Here is a 17,694-nt window from a genome sequence, read left to right on the forward strand (position 1 = left end):
GATTTGAGAAAGATGGCTTAAGTGGAGAAGTAGCGACGCTAATTTGAAGCGCGAGGCGGCTCGCCTGAACCGAGGTAATGCGATGGCGGAATTCGACATTCATATCAAAGGTGGAACGATCGTCGATGGGACGCGGGTGCCAGCGTTTCGCGGCGATGTATGGATCCGCGACGGCAAAGTAGTGCAAATCGGCGGCCGCGCAGCGGGATCAGCCAAGCAGGTAATCGATGCCGATGGACTGATCGTCGCGCCGGGATTCGTCGATCTGCATACGCATTACGACGCCCAGATAAGGTGGGATCCGTGGTGCACGATCTCGGGATGGCACGGCGTCACGTCGGTGGTGCTGGGCAATTGCGGGTTCGGATTTGCGCCGGTCAAGCCGTCGTTCCGCGAGCGCTCGATGCTGATGATGACGCGCACCGAGGCGATCCCGTACGACGCGATGAAGGAGGGCATGAAGTGGGACTGGGAAACGATTCCCGAATATCTCGATTCGCTGGAGCGCGCGCCGAAAGGCGTCAATTGCATCCAGTACATGCCGACCGCGTCGCTAATGACGTACACGATGGGACTCGAAGCGGCGAAGACGCGGCCCGCGAATGTGGACGAGCGCGAGCAGATGGCGCGCATCCTGAATGAAGGGATGGACGCGGGGCTGTGCGGATTTTCGATTCAGCGGCTGGGGCCGAACTCGACGCAGGCGGACTATGACGGGTCGCCGATGGTGACCGATACGATGTGCGATGAGGACATCCTGAATCTCGCGCGGGTGTTGCGCGCGCGCGACGAGGGGTTCATCCAGATCACGCAAGCGACGGTGAATCCGAAAGAGGACATCGAGTTTGTCGAGCGGCTGGCGGCGGAAGCGCAGCGGCCGATTCTATACAATATCGTGGCGGCGACGCCGCGCGATCCGGAGTTTCATCGCCGGAGTCTCCGCTGGCTGGACAAGGCCAACTCGAACGGGCTGCCGATTTATGGACAGGGTGCGACCTTGAGGACCGGGTTCGCCTTCACGCTCGAGCATTGGAACCTGTACGACGCGAGTCCGGCGTGGCGCGAGGTGACGACCGGGACCAAGGCGGAAAAGATCGCGAAGATGAAGAATCCGGAGCTGCGGGCCGCGATCAAGCGCGAGCAGGAGGATGCGAACCGGCGGCTCGAATTGATCCAGGGGGCAATCGGCGGACCGCTCAGGCGTCTGATCGTGCAGCACGCGAACGATCAGCCGGAGCTCGAGCAATACGTGGGCAAAACGCTCGCGCAGGTCGCGAGCGAGTGGGGCAAGGATCTGATCGACACGATGCTCGATTTGTCGATCATGGGCGATCTGAATGTCGAGTTTCTCGGGCCGGATCGCGGGTCGAATGCGGACTACACGGCTGAGTTGATGAACAATTCGATGTACACGATACCGGGCGTGTCGGACGGCGGCGCGCATACGAAGTTTTTCACCGGCGGTGCGTACACGACCGACTTTCTGCGCTGGCTGGTGCGCGATGAGAAGAAGGTAAGTCTCGAGGAGGCGCACTATCGGCTGTCGGCGTTGCCGGCGCACGCGGCGGGTTTCCGCGATCGCGGAGTGCTGCGCGAAGGCAGTTGGGCGGACGTCGTGGTGTACGACCTCGATCGGCTAGGCACCGATCCCGAATGGGTAGGTGAAGTCGTCCACGATTTTCCGGCGGGCGAATGGCGGCGGGTTATCCGCGCACAGGGTTATCATTCGATCATCGTGAATGGACAGGAGACGTTCCACGATGGCAAGCCGACCGGCGCGACGCCGGGTAAATTGCTGCGTCACGGCCACGCTTAGGATCGGGATTCAACCAAAAGCTAGCGGGCCGGCGTCCTAAGCGCCGGCCCGTTTTTCTTTGAAGAGAATCGACGCCGCGCGAACTCGTCAGCAATCAATCGCGTTGGTAAGCGCCGCGTCCTTCAAAGAAAGTTGTAAGCACCCTGGTATCGGCGATATCAGTCGGCGCGATCTCGAATAAGTTCCTGTCAAGCACGATCATATCAGCCGATTTTCCGACTGAGAGCGAGCCAGTCACGCTTTCGAGACCCATCGCGCGTGCTGGATTCGCGGTGTAAGCCGCGATTGCAGCCGGAAGATCGAGCGCTTGCTCGGGCCACAGCGCGCCGTCGAATTGTCCGCTTGGATTGCGGCGCGTGATCAAACCTTCGATGCCGGACCACGGATCGGGATTGGGGATGACGGGCCAATCGGTGCCGGTGGCGATAAGAGCGCCCGCCTCGATCAGGTTGCGATTCGGCCAGTATTGACGGACGCGATCACCGACCGCCTGCTCTATGCCATCGATGATCTGGTTTGGGTACCACAGAATCGGCGAGAGGTCGGCGACGACGTTCAAATCCTTGAAGCGGCGAACGTCGGCGGGATCGATGAAGCCGGCATGCGCGATATGATGCATGAGCGCCGTAGCGCCTTTGAATGATCGGACGACGTCGAACGCGTCGAGGGCGGTCCTGACTGCGCCGTCGCCGGCGCAGTGGATTTTGACGGCGAGGCCACGATCCTCCTGTTTCGCGATTAGCCGCGCGAGTTCGGGAAGAGTCTTGGTCGTGGCGCCGCGAAAACAGCATCCGTGCGCTTTATCGGGAAGGTACGGCTCGATGAAGGCTGAAGTTCGCGACATCGGGACGCCATCGAGAAAAATTTTGACGAAGGTCGGCATCACGTGTGGGCTTTTGAATTTAGCGCGCTGATCGATCAGGTCGTCGCCGACGAGGTCGTTCAGAAAGCCGGCCGGCTCGGCCATCATCGAGCCGACCACCCAGGCCGAGAGTTTTCCGTCCGCATCGAGATTGTTGTAGGCGGATAAAATGGCGCCGCTAACGGCGGCATCCTGCAAGCCGGTGACGCCGAATGAATTCAGAATTTCGATCGCGCGCGTGAGGGCCGAGACGTTGGCCTCGAGCGAATAAGGATTGGCGGCCTGCGCGGCCTGCTCGACGATCGCGACGGCCGACTCGAAGAGCATCCCGACCGGCGCGCCGGTCGTTTCATCACGGACGATAACGCCGCCGACGGGATCGGGCGTGCGCGAATCGATGCCGGCGAGTTCGAGCGCGCGCGAATTGACCCAGCGATTGTGCACGCTGTCATCGCGGAGCAAAACCGGATGGCCCGCGCTCGCATCGTCGAGCGCCCGCAGCGCGTCGAGAGTCGAGAGCTTGATTGTGAAATTGCTGCCCCACGAACCGCCGACGATCCATGCGCCGGGCCTGGCTTTTTGAGCATCGGCGCGAACGACGGCGAGCACCTCGTCGAGCGAAAGCGTCGGCAGGAAATGACATTCGAAGAGATCGGCGCGGCCGCCGAGCAGCGGATGAGTGTGCACGTCGTTGATGCCGGGCATCACCATCTTGCGGTTCAGGTCGATAACGCGAGTGCCGGATCCGATCAGCGACTTGACGTCGCGATCCGCGCCGACGAAGACGATTTTGCCGGCGCGAACCGCTAGCGCCTCAGCCCACGGATTCGCCGGATCGACGGTGTAGATTCTGCCGTTCTGCAGAACCGTATCTGCGATCTAATCAACTCTGCTCGTAGCAGCCATGCGCGATCTCCAAGTGCACGAGGTCTAGACGTGGCGGCGAAGGAAATCGAACATCAGGCGGTGTCCCTCGCGGCAGGCGGAGAGTTCGGTCATCTGCATGAAGGCGTGCGGCATCTCGTCGAGAATGCGCAACTCGTTCTCGATGCCGGCGCGATTCATGGCTTCGGCGATAGTGCGTGATTCGCCGACGATGCCGTCGGCGGCGCCCGCGATGATGAAGCTCGGCGGCATCGCGCCCGGCTTGATCGCACGAATCGGACTGACGCGCGGATCGTTCAACCCTGCGGGATAGTTGCTCGCTAGATAAGCCTTGGCGAGCGGCTCCGCTGCTTCCTTCGCGACCGCGACGAGACCGGCGAAATCGAACGCGCCGTAGATCAGAATCGCTGCTTTGAATTTCGGCGCGCGCTCGGAGGACGCGAGCGAAGACAACGTCGCCGCGGTGAGATTGCCGCCGGCGGAATCGCCGCCCATCGCCATGCGCGATGCGACGCCGTTGTAGCGATGCGCATTTTCGGCGACCCAATGCGCGGTGAAAACGCAATCGTCGAGGCCAGCGGGGAAAGGATTCTCGGGCGCGAGCCGGTAGTCGGGCGCGATCGTGAGATAACCGGCCTCGGCGAACTGCTTGATGAGCTTGCGATGCGTCGCGGGGCTGCCAAGCGTCCATGCGCCGCCGTGAATGTAGATGACGACGGGGAACGGGCCGCTGCCGTGCGGCACCGCGATATCGGCGGTAAGGCCTGCCTTCAACTGGACGCCCTCATGATAGGCGCCGACGGCGGGCTGGTTGGTGTTGAACTCCTCGAAGTAATCGACGAGGCGTTTGCGCTGCTCCTGGATGGAGCCGGGGCGCGGCTTCAAGTAGAAATCGTTCCAGCGACGAATGATGTCCTGCTCTTGCGGCGTCAGCATCGTGCACCTCCCGCGGATGAGTGAGCGAGACTAGCCTTAGCGGGTTTAATTTGACAAACCGGCGGCGATGATCGAGCGTCATCGCTGAAGACGAGAAATGAAGAGGGTCAGGCGGAAGATTTGGAACCGCAGATTGCAGGCAGATTACACAGATTGAGGAGAAGAGATCCGGGATTCTTCGGCTGCGCAGCCTTCGGCTCAGAATGACAAAGTTGTGAGGTTCGCTTAGTACCGAAATGTTCAGACTTTCAGGATGACGGAGGGCGCGCTAGGCCGGCGGGGTGCAGTAGGCGATCGCCTAAGTGAGTAAGCAGTAACAAATCGAAAGGAAGAGAAGGCATCGAGCATGAGCAATCGGAGTATTTCACTGAAGAGCGGCGCAGGCGTGATCGAAGGCGAGTGCGATCCGAAGTTCGAGGACGTGCTGGCGGCGTTCGTCGAGAATTTCGAGCGGCGCGACGAAGTGGGCGCCAGCGTGTGTATCAACCTGGAGGGCCGCAAGGTGCTCGACTTGTGGGGCGGACGCGTCGCGGCGGGCGGAGGCGCGTGGACGCGCGATACGATCTCGATCGTGTTTTCGGCGACCAAGGGAGCGTCGGCGATCTGCGCGCACATGGTTGCCGATCGGGGGCAACTCGATCTCGACGCGCCGGTGACGCGCTACTGGCCGAACTTTGGCAAGGCCGGCAAGGAAGGTGCGCTGGTGTCGATGATGCTCGATCACTCGGTTGGGCTGCCGCATCTGCGCACGAAGATCAAGGATGGCGGCTGCTATGACTACGACTACATGGTCGCGATGCTCGAGAATGAGGAGCCCTTCTGGAAGCCGGGCACGCGCAACGGCTATCACGGCATCACGTCGGCATGGACGGTCGGCGAGATGGTGCATCGCGCATCGGGCAAACGGCTAGGCAGGTTTTTCCAGGATGAGGTAGCGCGACCGCTCGGAATCGATTTCTGGATCGGCTTGCCGGCGGAGCAGGAGGCGAGAGTCGCGCCGATGATCCCCGCACCGATCACCGACGAAGTGCGCAACAGCCGGATATCGCAGGCCGCGGTCAACGAAAAAGATTCGCCGACGCATTACTTCATGTTCAACATGGGACGGTTCGACCCTAACAGTCGCGAAGCGCATGCGGCGGAGATCGGATCGGCGACGGGGATTTCGAATGCGCGCGGACTCGCGGGACTGTACGCACCGCTGGCGAATGGCGGCACGCTGGCGGGCGTCAAGCTGGTAGGTCCGGATACGCTGGCGCGGATGGCGCTGACGTCGGTTGCGACACATGAAGACGCCACGCTTAGGATTCCGACGCGGTTTTCGCTGGGATTTATGAAGGCGATGGACAATCGCCGGCTCGATAACGCAGCGCATTGCTCGCTACTGATTTCGGCGCCCGCGTTTGGACACGTAGGGGCGGGGGGCTCGATCGGCTTTGCTGATCCGGGATGCAATATGAGCTTCGGCTATACGATGAACCGGATGGGCTTCGGCATCCTGATGAACGATCGCGGGCAATCGCTGATCGACGCGGCTTATAAGTGCCTGGGGTATCGCAGTAATGCGGGCGGCGTGTGGGCCTAGGCGCAAAGGTCGGTCTATCAGTCGCGACTGGTGCGTTGTTAGCGATACTAGCCACACGCGCTATAGCACAAAGCGGTGATAGCTCGGGCATCTTTGGCAAGGCGCCCAACTATGCGAAGGAGTCGAAGCGGCTCGAGAGCCAGATCGCGCTGACACAGCGACAGCTTGACGATGCTTCAAGGCCTCATCCGCGCGGGATGGCGGAATCGTTGAAGAGAAACGAGGAACTGCTCGACCGCATGAAGAATCGATGTGCGGAAGCGTTCGATCCTGCTAGCAGGCTGCCGCTGATATACGTCGCCGCTTCGAGCGACAGTAGCAGGTCGGCTAACCGCGGTCATTGCGTCGATCGCGAACGCTTTCCGAGTGGCTTTATGGAGAAGGTCGCGACCGCAGCCTGCGAATCGGATGGTAGCTATCGGATGGCGCTGCAACCGGGCAGCTATGCGGTCGTGATTGCTGAAGCTGGCGACAGTCATTTGAGCAACCCACGATCGAAGCTGGTAACTGTTAAATCGCAGCAGTGGCTGCAAATCATGCGTGGTGATGAAGATTCCGCGTGCTGCGAAGAATCGATCAGTGGGAAGAAACCCCCGTACAATTCGGGCGTCAAGGGACGCGGGCCGTCGCCACAGGTGGGGTGCTATGGCGTGCCAGGTCCCAGACCTAATGGGGAGGTGGTGCAGTGCGTCGAAGCTTACTCACCCGGCGGTGACCGGATGGTCGCATGCGCCGCGTGCGATTCCTCCAATCAAAGCTTTACGATGCCGCTGGCTCCCGGCGAATACCTGATCGCATTCGACGCCGAAAAGGAACCTGGTTCAAACGCCGCACCGCGTCTGGTGACCATAGCGCCGCAACAATGGCTGCGCGTTGACGCAAAGAGGGCGGGAATCAGGGCCGCGCCCTGCCCGCGGTTGCCATAGACGCCTATTAGTTGGACCAAGGCCGCAGAATCGATCCACCCAGGCGCGAGTTAGACCCGTTTTAAGGGATAGATATAGTACCTAAGGTGCCGGGCAGCGGACCTGCCGGCACTACGACGCCGCCGGAAGTCGTATCGACTTTGGTGAGCTTCTGCGTGGACGACTTGCTGGCGCCCGGGCTACTGGAAATAGTCGCCTTGAAATCGAAACTGCCTAACTTACCAGCCAGGATCGGCAGGGGTGGAGTCAAGGTGAAGGTTGCAGTGCCGGCTACGTTCGGCTGAATCGATATGCCTTGCGGCGCAAGCGTTATGTTCGATCGCGCTCCGGATGGACGAGCGGTTCCCGTGACACTCATGCCGCTGATCAGGCCGATGTCGCTGACACCAACTACCAGCGTATTGACCTGAACGTCTTTTCCGCACTTGTTGTTGAGCGTAAAGCTGCCGGCAGGCACCGTGGCTCCGGGCGAGGCGACGACAGCGACCTGGCTGACCGTTATCACGCCGCAGGGGGTCGGTGTTGCCGTGGGCGTGCGGGTCGCAGTCCTGGTAGGAGTGCGGGTCGCGGTGCGCGATGCAGTGCGAGTAGGGGTACGCGTGGCCGTTCTGGTCGCTGTCCGAGTAGGCGTTCTGGTAGGAGTACGCGTAGGCGTCGCGGTGCGCGTCGCAGTCCTGGTCGCGGTCTTTGTAGGCGTCCGCGTCGCGGTTCTAGTAGGCGTCCGGCTCGCGGTGCGCGTCGCAGTCCTGGTCCTCGTGCGCGACGGAGTTGCAGTTGGCGTGCTGGACGGCGTCGCGTGCGGCAGCACTGCGAGACCCCACGGGTGGTTCAGTTGGGTGTTGAGGCCCTTGATGACTGCGCCGGGCGCGATGTTGCCAGTTTGGCCGGAAGTAAAGCGGTTTACGCTGTTCAGATTCTGATTCGCGATAAAGACCGGATTGGTCGGGGCAATCGCCACACCTAGCGGGAAAGAAAGAAGCGTATTGGCGCCTGCGATAGTGTTGATCGGCGCGACGTTGCCGGTTACGCTCGGGCCGTATTCGGTGACGCTGTTGTTAGCTCGATTGGCGGTGAAGAGGTTGTCATTCGAATCGATAGCGAGGCCATAGGGTCCGTTGAGCGCAGTATTGGCGCCGGCGATAGTCACAACCGGCAGCGCGTTGCCGCTAGCGCCACTAGCGTACTCGGTGATGCTGGGCGTGTTGAGGTTGGCGGCGTAGATCCTGCCGAACTCATCGACCAGTATGCCTTGAGGACCGTTCAGTTGAGTGTTGGCGCCAGTGATGGTTGCGATCGGTGCTATATCACCTGTGGCGCCGGCTGCGTATTCGGTAATCGAATTATTATTGAAGTTAGCGACAAAAATGTTTGCATTCTTGTCAACACTCACCCCTGACGGCGCGTCGAGTCCGGTGCTCTTGCCGGAGATGTTGGCGATTGGCGTTGCGTTGTTGAAAGCTCCCGCAGCATAGACGGTGATGGAGTTGGAGCTGCGGTTAGCAACGTAGATCTTGCCGGTCTTATCGACGGCGACGCCGGTCGAATCCACCAGGCCGGTGCTGACGCCGGAGATGACGACTCCGGGAATCACGTTGCCGCTAGCAGTCACCGGGAACTCGAGCACGGCAGACGCCGGCAAGTTATTCACGACGTACAAGGTGGCGACGATAGGCGCCGGCGTCGGAGTTCGAGTCGGCGTGCGCGTCGAGGTTCGAGTCAAAGTCGCGGTGCGCGTCGCGGTCCTGGTCGTAGTATGCGTCGGGGTGTGAGTTGGCGACTTAGTAGGCGGTGGCGGAAACGGCGTCGGAGTTCGCGTCGGGGTCCGGGTTGGAGTCCGAGTCGGCGTAAAGGTGCGGGTCGCGGTTCTGGTCGCAGTGCGAGTACGTGTGAAAGTCGCGGTCGAAGTCCTGGTCGCCGTTCGAGTCGAAGTCCTGGTTGCTGTTCTGGTCGCGGTGCGGGTGGTCGTAAAGGTCGGGGTCCCAGCGCCGGTCGGAGTGCGAGTCGGGGTCTTGGTCGGGGTCCTGGTCTTAGTCGGGGTACGAGTCGGAGTTCGGGTTGGCGTATGGGTCGGTGTATGAGTTGGCGTGAAGGTCGGCGTCCTTGTTTTAGTACGAGTCGGCGTGAAAGTCGGCGTCCGGGTTTTGGTGCGAGTCGGAGTGAAGGTAGCCGTCGGCGTCCTTGTTTTGGTGCGTGTAGGTGTAAAGGTCGGCGTTCTGGTTGCGGATCTAGTCGGCGTAAAAGTGGTAGTCGCGGTTCTGGTTGCAGTCCTAGTCGATGTTTTGGTAGCGGTGCGAGTCGAAGTCCTGGTCGAGGTTCTGGTTGGGGTCCGGAAAGGAGTTACAGTGGGCGTCGGAGTCCTGACCAGGGTCTTGGTTGGCGTGGCGGTGTGAGTAGGCGTTTTGGTTGCTGTCGCAGTCGCAGTTTTCGTCGCAGTTTTGGTGTTGGTGGCGGTCCTGCTTGGAGTCGCCGACCTGGTAGCTGTCCGCGACGGGGTCGCCGTCTTGCTGGGGGTCGCGCTCCTGGTCGCAGTTCTGGAAGGTGTCGCCGTCTTAGTGGCGGTCTTGCTGGGCGTCGCGGTTGCAGTCGGCGTCGGCGTGGCAGTCGTCTGCAGCAGTCGATAGGCGCCGCTGCCATGAGTTCCGGCGAAGATCGCGCCGTTGTCGTTCTGCTGGAGATCGAAGACCGCGACGGTAGGTATCACCGCGGTATTGAAATCGGTCCAGGTGACGCCGCCGTTGGTGGTGCGGAAAATTCCGGCGTCGGTGCCGGCGAGGACGGTATTGCCGGTCGGATCGAGCCGATCGACCATTAACTTGTCGACTGGAATGTCGGGCAATCCGCCGTCGCGCTGAACCCAGGTAGTGCCGCCGTCGCCAGTCCTGAACACGTGCCCGATCGCGGTGATGGAAGTGAATCCCGACAAGCCCAGGTAAGCTACCTGGGTGTTGGACGGACTTGGCGCGATGGTCGTTGCCTGGGTGTTGGCGGCGTTGAAAGGAAGGTTGCCGGTCAAGTCGGTGAAAGGGACGGCTGCATTCAGGTTCGCCTGATTCGTAGTCCACAGCTTAAATGGTAGCGCGCCATTTTGCCCGGCGAGCACCCATAGGAAGTTGTGATTCGCCGAATCGAACTCGATATCCGTGATCGAGCATCCCGTATTGCCGCATCCGTTGGACAAATCCTGCGCGGACATCCGCGCCCAGTTGGTCATGCCGTCATTCGAAACGTACATGAAGTGGCCGCCGAGCAGCACGCGATGAGCAACTGAAGGATCGACGGCTAGAACCGGGGTAAAAGACGCGCCTGGGTCGACGGGCGCCGCAGCCATCGCGGCTTGTATCGCAGTGGATTGGGTGATGAAGTTCCAGCTACCGTTAGTGCCGCCAGTCGTCGAAGTAGCTATGTTGAGGGTGTTACCGCCGCCGCCGTAGCTATGGTAGGCGAAAGTCGGATCGACGTGATCGAAGAGCGTGGCGCCGCCGTCGCCGGTATCGACGCTGTCCCATCCGAGCACACCGGTGTAGAGCGCGACACCGTTGTCCTGGGTGCCGGCGAGAACGCTGTTGTTGTTAGTAGGATGCGGTCCGATAGCCCAGATCTGGACTGCTGAGATGGTGTGATTGAGCGAGGCCCACGCGCCGCTCGAGGTGTTGTAAAGAAAGATACCGCCGTCGTTGCCCCAGTAAAGCTTGGTCGCGTCGGTGGTGTCGAAGGCCAGCGCGTGGACGTCGCTATGGGTTTTGCCGAGGCCGTTCAGGAACTGCCAGGTGGCGCCGTCGTCGGCAGAGCTGTACTCGCCAATTCCGCCAAAGTACACGGTTCGGTTATCGGCCGGCGAGATAATGAGTGATTGATCGTAAAACGACTGCGAAAAGACATTCGGGTTGCCGGTCGGCCCGGCTGGAACGTCGCCATCGATCGTGGTGAAGGCGCCGAGATCGCCGCATGACGCGGTGCTCCAGGTCGCGCCGTTGTCACCCGTTTCGGCGCATGGCGTGGTCATCTGGACCCAACTCGCGCCGCCATCGGTCGAGGTGAAGAATCCAGCGTACTCGCCGGAGTAGGTTTTGCCGCCGCCTGCTAAGGCAACGCTGGCGCCAACGATCGCCTCGATGTTCTCGCGATTGACGCTAGGGCCCCGGACGGCGAGGCTGGTGCGGCCGAAACTGCTCGAGGGGATCGGCGCATTGGACCACGGCGACAGCGCTTGTCCTGGGCCGCAGGTGAAATTGGCGAAGTAGATGCCCTCGAGGTCGACTGCGGAGAACATCGCGGGATGCAGGATCGTCGGATCGAAATCATCGCGCGTGGCGCCGATGATGAATGAGCGGACGGGGCCGCCGGTGTTGCCGTTGTGAGTACCGCCGAAGGTGCGATGCCAGCTGCCGTCGGCGCCGGCATTGTCCGATTCATAGATGCTGCCGACGGTCATCAAGCCTTCGAGCCAGTCGGCGCTGCCGCGCGACGAGCTGAAACCGAAGCCGGTGCCTGCCCACATGTAGAGGCACGGAATCGACATCGAGGTGAACGACTGGAAGGGGCCGTTGGCGAAGAATTTGCCCCCCGGATCGACCTGCGTCCAATTGACGCCCATATCGGCAGTCTTGAACATCCCGGCGCCGTAAAAACTGTCGCCGCCGAATGGATTGTTGCCTTCGCCGGTGCCGACATAAACGATCGGAGTCGGACCGCTGCTGTTGTCGATCGCGATCGCGCCGATTGACTGAGTCGGGAGCGCGCGGCTGATGAAGCTGAAGGTGGCGCCGTGATCCTTGCTTAGCCACACGCCGCCGCTGGCGGTGCCGACATAGATATTTCCGCTGGGATCGACGGCTATCGCGGAAATGCGGCCGGTCGCGGCGAACCCGGTACCGACCATCGGTCCGCCGAGGTTGGCGATTTCGTTCTTGATCGGCAATGGGCCGATGAATTCCCACGCCGGCGGAGCATACGGTGCGCCGGAGGCTTGGGCGCTCGCTTTGGCTGAGCGCTCCAGCCTCCGGCGCTGCTCGACTGCCTTCTGGTAGCCGTCTTTCGGCATGCCGAACTGCATCCCGGCACGGTTCTGGAAGAAGCGAGCGCGCTCGAGGCGGTCCTTGGCCGAGCCGAGCGTCGGATGCCTGATCACGGAGGACGCTGAGGTGACCGGCTGAGTCGAATATTGAGCGCCCGCTACGCTCGCGATTGCCAACGCGAGCATCAGGAGGATGACGTAGGCTTTCGCTAGAGAATTACCTTTAGGGCGCACGATTCGCTGTTATCGCGGGCTACCGCCGGCTCAGACGGCATTCCGCGATTGGGCTCCCTTAAGCGCCGGGTGCATCACCCGCGTCTATTCAGCCGCATGACGACTGGTTGGCATTAGGAGACGGCTGAAAACACCTTTTAGCACAAACTACTCTTAGGTCAAGCAAATTAAATCATAAATTATCATTGGAATGGCTTACGCTTTCAAAACCGCAATTCGTCGTTATGCGGGCTAAAGTGACGAAAGTACGGGCAGGATTCGGGGATCCAATCCGGTCGACGATGCGATTCTCTAAATCGGCATGGCAGCATTCGAGACGGCCAAACCGTTCGAAGTAACTGATCCTTGAAGCGCGGCCCGCTGGACCTTACAGCATCGGGTTCAGGACGGGCTGGCCGAAGGAGAGTGCGCCGTACATCCGGGCCGGCGCATCCACGTTCAGATAGGCGTGTCCGAGCATCGCCTTGATATCCTGGTAGCGGCGCTGCTGCGGATGATCGAGGAAGATAGCCTTGCCGCTGCTCGCCTCGAACAACTGGTCTGCGGCGCGCGCGGCCAACTGCGCCGAGCGACAGGCGTGAACACGCATCGCGGCGCGCTGCTGAAAGGAGAGGATGCGGCCGCTGCGGGCCGCGTCCATCAACTGTTCGAGATCGCGGCGCATCAGGAGGAATCCCGCGTCGATCGCATAGTCAGCTTCTGCGAGCAGTTTTTGGACATAGGGATCGTCGCTGACGACGCCGCCAAGGCCGCCCTTGCGGTTGCGGTTGATATCGATCCACAGCTCCAGAAAGCCGCGCGCGGCGCCTAACACCGATGCGGTCAGGGCGTAGTTGAAGATCAGCGCGAACGGCAGGCGATATAGAGGTGCGGGATTGAGTTCCCAGCCGGGCAAATCGCGGCCCAGGGTGTAATCCCAGTGCGACTGGCTCCGGTAGTCGGGCACGAAGGCGTTGTCGACGACGATGTCCTTGCTGCCGGTGCCGCGCAGGCCCGCGACGTGCCAGTTATCGTCGATGATGTAGTCGCGGCGCGGGAGCATAAACGATCGCGAATCGGGCACTTGTGCGCCGCGGACCTCGACGCCGCCGGCGATCGCGCCGAGGATCACCCATTGGCAATGGTCGCATCCGGTCGAAAACGACCAGCGGCCATTCAGGCGGAAGCCGCCTTTGACTTTTTCAGCCTTGCCGGTTGGAGCGTACGACGAGGAATGCATCGTGGCGGGATCTTCGCCCCAGACTTCCTGCTGCACCTCTTTGGGGAAGAGCGCCAATTGCCAGGGATGGACGCCGATGATGCCGGAGACCCAACCTGCGGAACCGTCGGCGCGCGCGATTTCGGCAATCGCCTCGAAATAGCCGGCGGGATCCGCCTCGCCGCCGCCCCAGCGGGCAGGCTGGAGGCCGCGCAGCAGGCCCGAATCGAGCAGCGCGTTCCAGGTGGAATCGGGCAACCGGCGGAGCCGAGTAGCTTCGTCGGAGGCCTCGCGGAGTTGCGGCGCGAGAGCGATGGCGCGATCGATTAGCTGATTCATGCGTGCGACATCCACGAAGTTTGCGTCAACGCCACGGTATCGCGAATCTTCGCGAGAAACGCAAGCCGGGCGATCACGGCGAACGCGCGGCGAGACGGGCCGGCAGCCCGCTGGCGATCGTGCGCGACAGCCGGCTGGCCGCCATGCTCGACGACGTCAACCTTTGCGGGACTTGCTCCCGATGAGATTGTGTTTCAGGATTCCATGGGCAGGTGGGACATCCGATGAGTGATAGCTACGCAGAACATATGATTGTCGCCGCGAGCGATCGAAGTCATTTGCATACCGCATATGGCTACTGCACCGAGGCGGATCGATATGCGCTGGCGCGCTGTGCGAGGCGCTTTCTGACCGCGGGCGCGGCGCTCGCAATCGCCGATGAGATCTACTGGGGTTGGCGCGGAGAGTTTCCGAACTTCCTGGTCACGATCGCGTTGGTGCTTGGACTAGGAGGACTCGCGTTGGCGGACTTGGTCGAACGCCGCGCGGATCGTGCGCTAAGCGATCAGGTTCTGACTGGGTCGCTCACCGAGCGATGGAGTACGTTTGCGGTCCTGGTGGCCTTCTTTACGCTCTATGCCGTCTCGATGTTTCCGCCAACTCCATTTAACGAGCAGGTTCGCCAGGCGGTCGCGTTCATTCACGGTCACACTTATATCGACGCACCTAACAGCTTCCTCGAGCACGCCCAGGTGGGAGCTTATAGCTACGCGTTACATCCCCCATTGCCGGCAATTCTGCTGATGCCTTTCACGGCGATCTGGGGCATGGACACTAATCAGACCGAATTTTCGGTGCTGGTCGGAGCTATCGATGTTGTGCTCGCGTGGATTCTCCTGGGCCGCCTCAAAGTAAGCCTCAACCCGCGAGTGTGGCTCACGTTTTTCTTCGCCATGGGCAACGTCCTATGGTACGAAACGGTGGTTGGCACGACCTGGGCGCTTCCAATGAACACCGCCCTGATCTTCCAGCTAGCCTCGCTGATCGAGCTATTCGGCGAGGCTCGTCCTGTGCGGCTCGGAATCTTTGCAGGCCTTGCTTCGCTGGGACGCTATGACCTGGCGCTTGCTGCGCCCATCTATGCGCTACTGGCGTGGAAGAAGGGGCGCACATTCACCGAACTATTGGGAATGATCCCGGGCTTTCTGGCGGTGGGCGTCATCTTCGTCGGCTTGAACGAAGCGCGCTACGGCAGCTTTTTCGATCAGGGGGTGATGATCACCGGCCCAAAGGGCGCTCCCGTATTTGCATTTCAATACCTTCCCGGCAATCTCTATACGCTCTTCTTCATGGCTCCTACCGTCGATGGCAGGTTTCCTTATATTCATCCGGTATTCGCCGGCCAGGCGCTTACAACCACGAGTCCCGCCTTCGTATTGGCCTTGAGGCCAAGCTTTCGACGGCTAACTATCTCGACGATGTTCGTCGCGTCGGTGCTGGTCTCGATTCCGAGCCTCTTATGTTACGCCAACGGCTTTGCGCAATTCGGCACTCGCCACTACATCCCGGCATTTCCATTCCTGCTCGTCATGATGGCGCTCGGCATGCGTGATCGTACCGATCAACTGGCGAGGATCCTGATAACAGCGTCAATAATCATCATTGGATGCGGAGTCTGGCAAATTCGGATGTGGGGTCTCTCCTGAGTCGCACCGCTCGATGCCTACCAATCAAGTGGCTGCGGAGGCAGGGAGATGACACAGAGCGCCGGACCTCAGTCGGTTCCTGTTGCGTCGCAGGCGTCTCAAGAGCAGGCCTCGAGGCCATTTGACACGATACTGTGGCGCGCCGTCATAGCCGGCCTCGCGATAATCACAGCCCTCGCGCTGTTCAAGTTAAGGACCTTCCCATACCATCTGCAGTGGCGTGAGGCATGGAAGGCGGCTCTTAGCCTTCAACCAGTGACAGGCTGGACTGCCGTCAAAGTGTGGTTCTGTTGGGGGTTAGGCACTCTAGTAGCAGCGGGTGTGCTGCTTCGAATCGATCGCTCCATCGAAATATGCGACGCGCTGATCGGTGGAGCGATGGGCATATGGGTAGCTGGCTACGTGCTAGGCCAATTACTAGGTCCGCTCGGGCTGTTCGGCGGCGTAGCTTTCTGGTCGCTTCTGATTGCTGGCGCGGTCTGGCTGTGGCGCTTTCCGCCTTCGATCGAATTTCATCCACCTGGCGCGGGTCAAAGTATGGCCCTGCTGTCATGGGCGATGCTGGCAGTCTCGATGCTGCCTTTGCAGCTTGCGTCACCGACTCCCCCTTTCATGGACGTACTCGCCTACCCCGCTGCGATCCAGCGTGTCATGACATTTGGAATCTATCTGCCGTTCGACAACGACCCCTACGGCCTCTGGGGACCTAAAGCTCTTGGGCCTGGCGTCGAACTGTTTTTCGCGATGATCGGACTCGCCAGCCATACGAAACTCGCGGTCCTCGTGCAGACCGCCGCGATGGTACCGATGTGTGGACTGCTGATCTTCGGCGTCTATCGGTTGGGGCGATCATTTGCGGGCGACGTCGCGGGCGGAGGCGCCGCGCTGCTTCTGTTTCAGACCTGCCTGTTTCGCAGAGCGCAAGGAATGCGGGGCACGGCGCTGGTATTCGTGGCGTTGGCGGTCGGCCTGGGATTCTTCCTGGAAGCGCGCCGCAAATGGCTATTCGGGATCATGGGCGCGATGGCGCTAGGTACCGCGGTGGCGACACAGGCGCTGGTAGGCTTCCTGGGAATGCTGGTTGCCAGCGCAGCCATTCTGCTATGGCTCGCGGAGGGCGATCTGATTGGCTTTGCTCTCGGCTTCCTGCTACTGTTTGGCGCCAGCCTGGTTGCATTGCCGGACGTGTTCATCAACCTTAATACTCCAGTTCCTTACCCGCTGCTTCCTCTTGCTCAGATCGCTGGCATAGCTGTGATTGTCGTCGCTGCGATGAAGCTGCATCCAGATCGTCCTCGGACTTACAAAGCGCCTACGATTGTTAACGTCCTGCTCGTGTCGATCTTGCTCGCCGGGGCGCTTTACTCCAGCATGCAATTAGCGACCTCGCTGCCCGTCCGCGTGTTCGCCCAATCGCCGATGCTTACCCTGCTGACCTTTGTTGCACTTACTGCTTTGCTCGGTGTTTGGTTCAGCGATAGTTCCCGAATGCGAAATGCCGGCATCATCGCCTTCGCTTTGCTGCTAGCGCTGATATTCGACTATGTGCGCGACTACGCTTGGGGGCTGACCAGTGACTTGACGGTGCAGTTTGGATTGCAAGACCTTGATGCAGAGTTCCTGCAATACTGGACGCCGCTATTCATGACATTCTCGGCGTCGATTGTATTCGCGTTGTGCTATGGGAAGTTGTCGAAGCCCCTTTCATTCTTCGTGCTGATGACTTTGTTGATCTACCCATGGCGACACTCGGCCTCGCCGGTCGACTATGATTCCGAGCAGCATTCGATTGCCGAGCATTGGGGCTTCAATCTCTTCGATGCCTCACGTGGTTATTGGGTGGGCGCGAGGGAGGTGCGATGGAATTTCGATCCGGATGAATTCGCGCTCAAGGAGCTACTCGACAAGGAGATTGCCGCAGGCCGCATCACAACCGCGACGCATATAGTGCATATAGCGCACGACGCAGGCTTCTTTTCCCTGGTGCAATATTCTGTGTTTACTGGAATCGACGATGACCCCTACCTGGCCGAGTTCGACCCCAACGATCGATACCAGCATTCGGGACGCGTGCGCGGAATTGCGAGCTTGCCGGAGGCTATCGCGGCTAAGCCGCCGTACATTCTTGTGCAAGACGCTCCGCCAGCATCGCTGCAGCTACCTCCGGACGGCTATGACGAGATATTCCACCGATCGGACTTGAGGTTGTTTCGGCGGAAAGATCTCACTCTCGGAACAAACCATTGACAAGCG

At 60.7% G+C, this 17,694-nt stretch carries 9 protein-coding genes; 5 read left to right on the forward strand and 4 right to left on the reverse strand.

Translation table 11 applies throughout. From position 1 onward, the window contains the following. Positions 1–82: 82 nt before the first annotated feature. Entirely contained in the window at positions 83–1,816 is a 1,734-nt protein-coding gene (locus tag Q7S58_RS07125; protein WP_304822653.1) for an amidohydrolase family protein, read from the forward strand. Between the two features lie 94 nt (positions 1,817–1,910). Here the strand turns inward: Q7S58_RS07125 and Q7S58_RS07130 are convergent, their stop codons facing one another. Continuing rightward, positions 1,911–3,557 carry an amidohydrolase gene (locus Q7S58_RS07130; protein ID WP_370655473.1) on the reverse strand — a complete coding sequence of 549 codons (1,647 nt, stop codon included), beginning with the start codon at positions 3,555–3,557 and terminating at the stop codon, positions 1,911–1,913. A 51-nt stretch (positions 3,558–3,608) separates the two neighbouring features. Next, positions 3,609–4,499 (reverse strand): alpha/beta hydrolase, encoded by an 891-nt coding sequence (locus Q7S58_RS07135; protein WP_304822656.1) that lies wholly within the window; start codon positions 4,497–4,499, stop codon positions 3,609–3,611. Between the two features lie 346 nt (positions 4,500–4,845). Between Q7S58_RS07135 and Q7S58_RS07140 the strand changes: the two genes are divergently transcribed. Together Q7S58_RS07140 and Q7S58_RS07145 are read left to right on the forward strand one after the other, a co-directional pair. Further along, complete coding sequence (locus tag Q7S58_RS07140) at positions 4,846–6,084, forward strand: serine hydrolase domain-containing protein (RefSeq protein ID WP_304822659.1); 1,239 nt, start codon at positions 4,846–4,848, stop codon at positions 6,082–6,084. Positions 6,085–6,458: 374 nt separating this feature from the next. After that, entirely contained in the window at positions 6,459–7,010 is a 552-nt protein-coding gene (locus Q7S58_RS07145; protein ID WP_304822662.1) for a hypothetical protein, read from the forward strand. Between the two features lie 61 nt (positions 7,011–7,071). Here Q7S58_RS07145 and Q7S58_RS07150 read toward each other — a convergent pair whose 3' ends face one another. Next, positions 7,072–12,210 (reverse strand): hypothetical protein, encoded by a 5,139-nt coding sequence (locus tag Q7S58_RS07150; RefSeq protein WP_304822664.1) that lies wholly within the window; start codon positions 12,208–12,210, stop codon positions 7,072–7,074. 415 nt (positions 12,211–12,625) lie between these two features. Beyond that, positions 12,626–13,795 (reverse strand): acyl-CoA dehydrogenase family protein, encoded by a 1,170-nt coding sequence (locus Q7S58_RS07155; RefSeq protein WP_370655469.1) that lies wholly within the window; start codon positions 13,793–13,795, stop codon positions 12,626–12,628. Between the two features lie 224 nt (positions 13,796–14,019). Here Q7S58_RS07155 and Q7S58_RS07160 point away from each other — a divergent pair, with 224 nt between their 5' ends. Together Q7S58_RS07160 and Q7S58_RS07165 are read left to right on the forward strand one after the other, a co-directional pair. After that, a complete protein-coding gene (locus tag Q7S58_RS07160) occupies positions 14,020–15,441 on the forward strand; it encodes a hypothetical protein (protein WP_304822670.1) in 1,422 nt (473 codons plus the stop codon). A gap of 321 nt (positions 15,442–15,762) precedes the next feature. Continuing rightward, the gene (locus Q7S58_RS07165) at positions 15,763–17,688 is read left to right on the forward strand and encodes a hypothetical protein (protein ID WP_304822673.1); all 1,926 of its coding nucleotides are present in this window, start codon (positions 15,763–15,765) and stop codon (positions 17,686–17,688) included. The last annotated feature ends 6 nt before the right edge of the window (positions 17,689–17,694 follow it).

The sequence above is a fragment of the Candidatus Binatus sp. genome (assembly GCF_030646925.1).
GTDB lineage: Bacteria > Desulfobacterota > Binatia > Binatales > Binataceae > Binatus.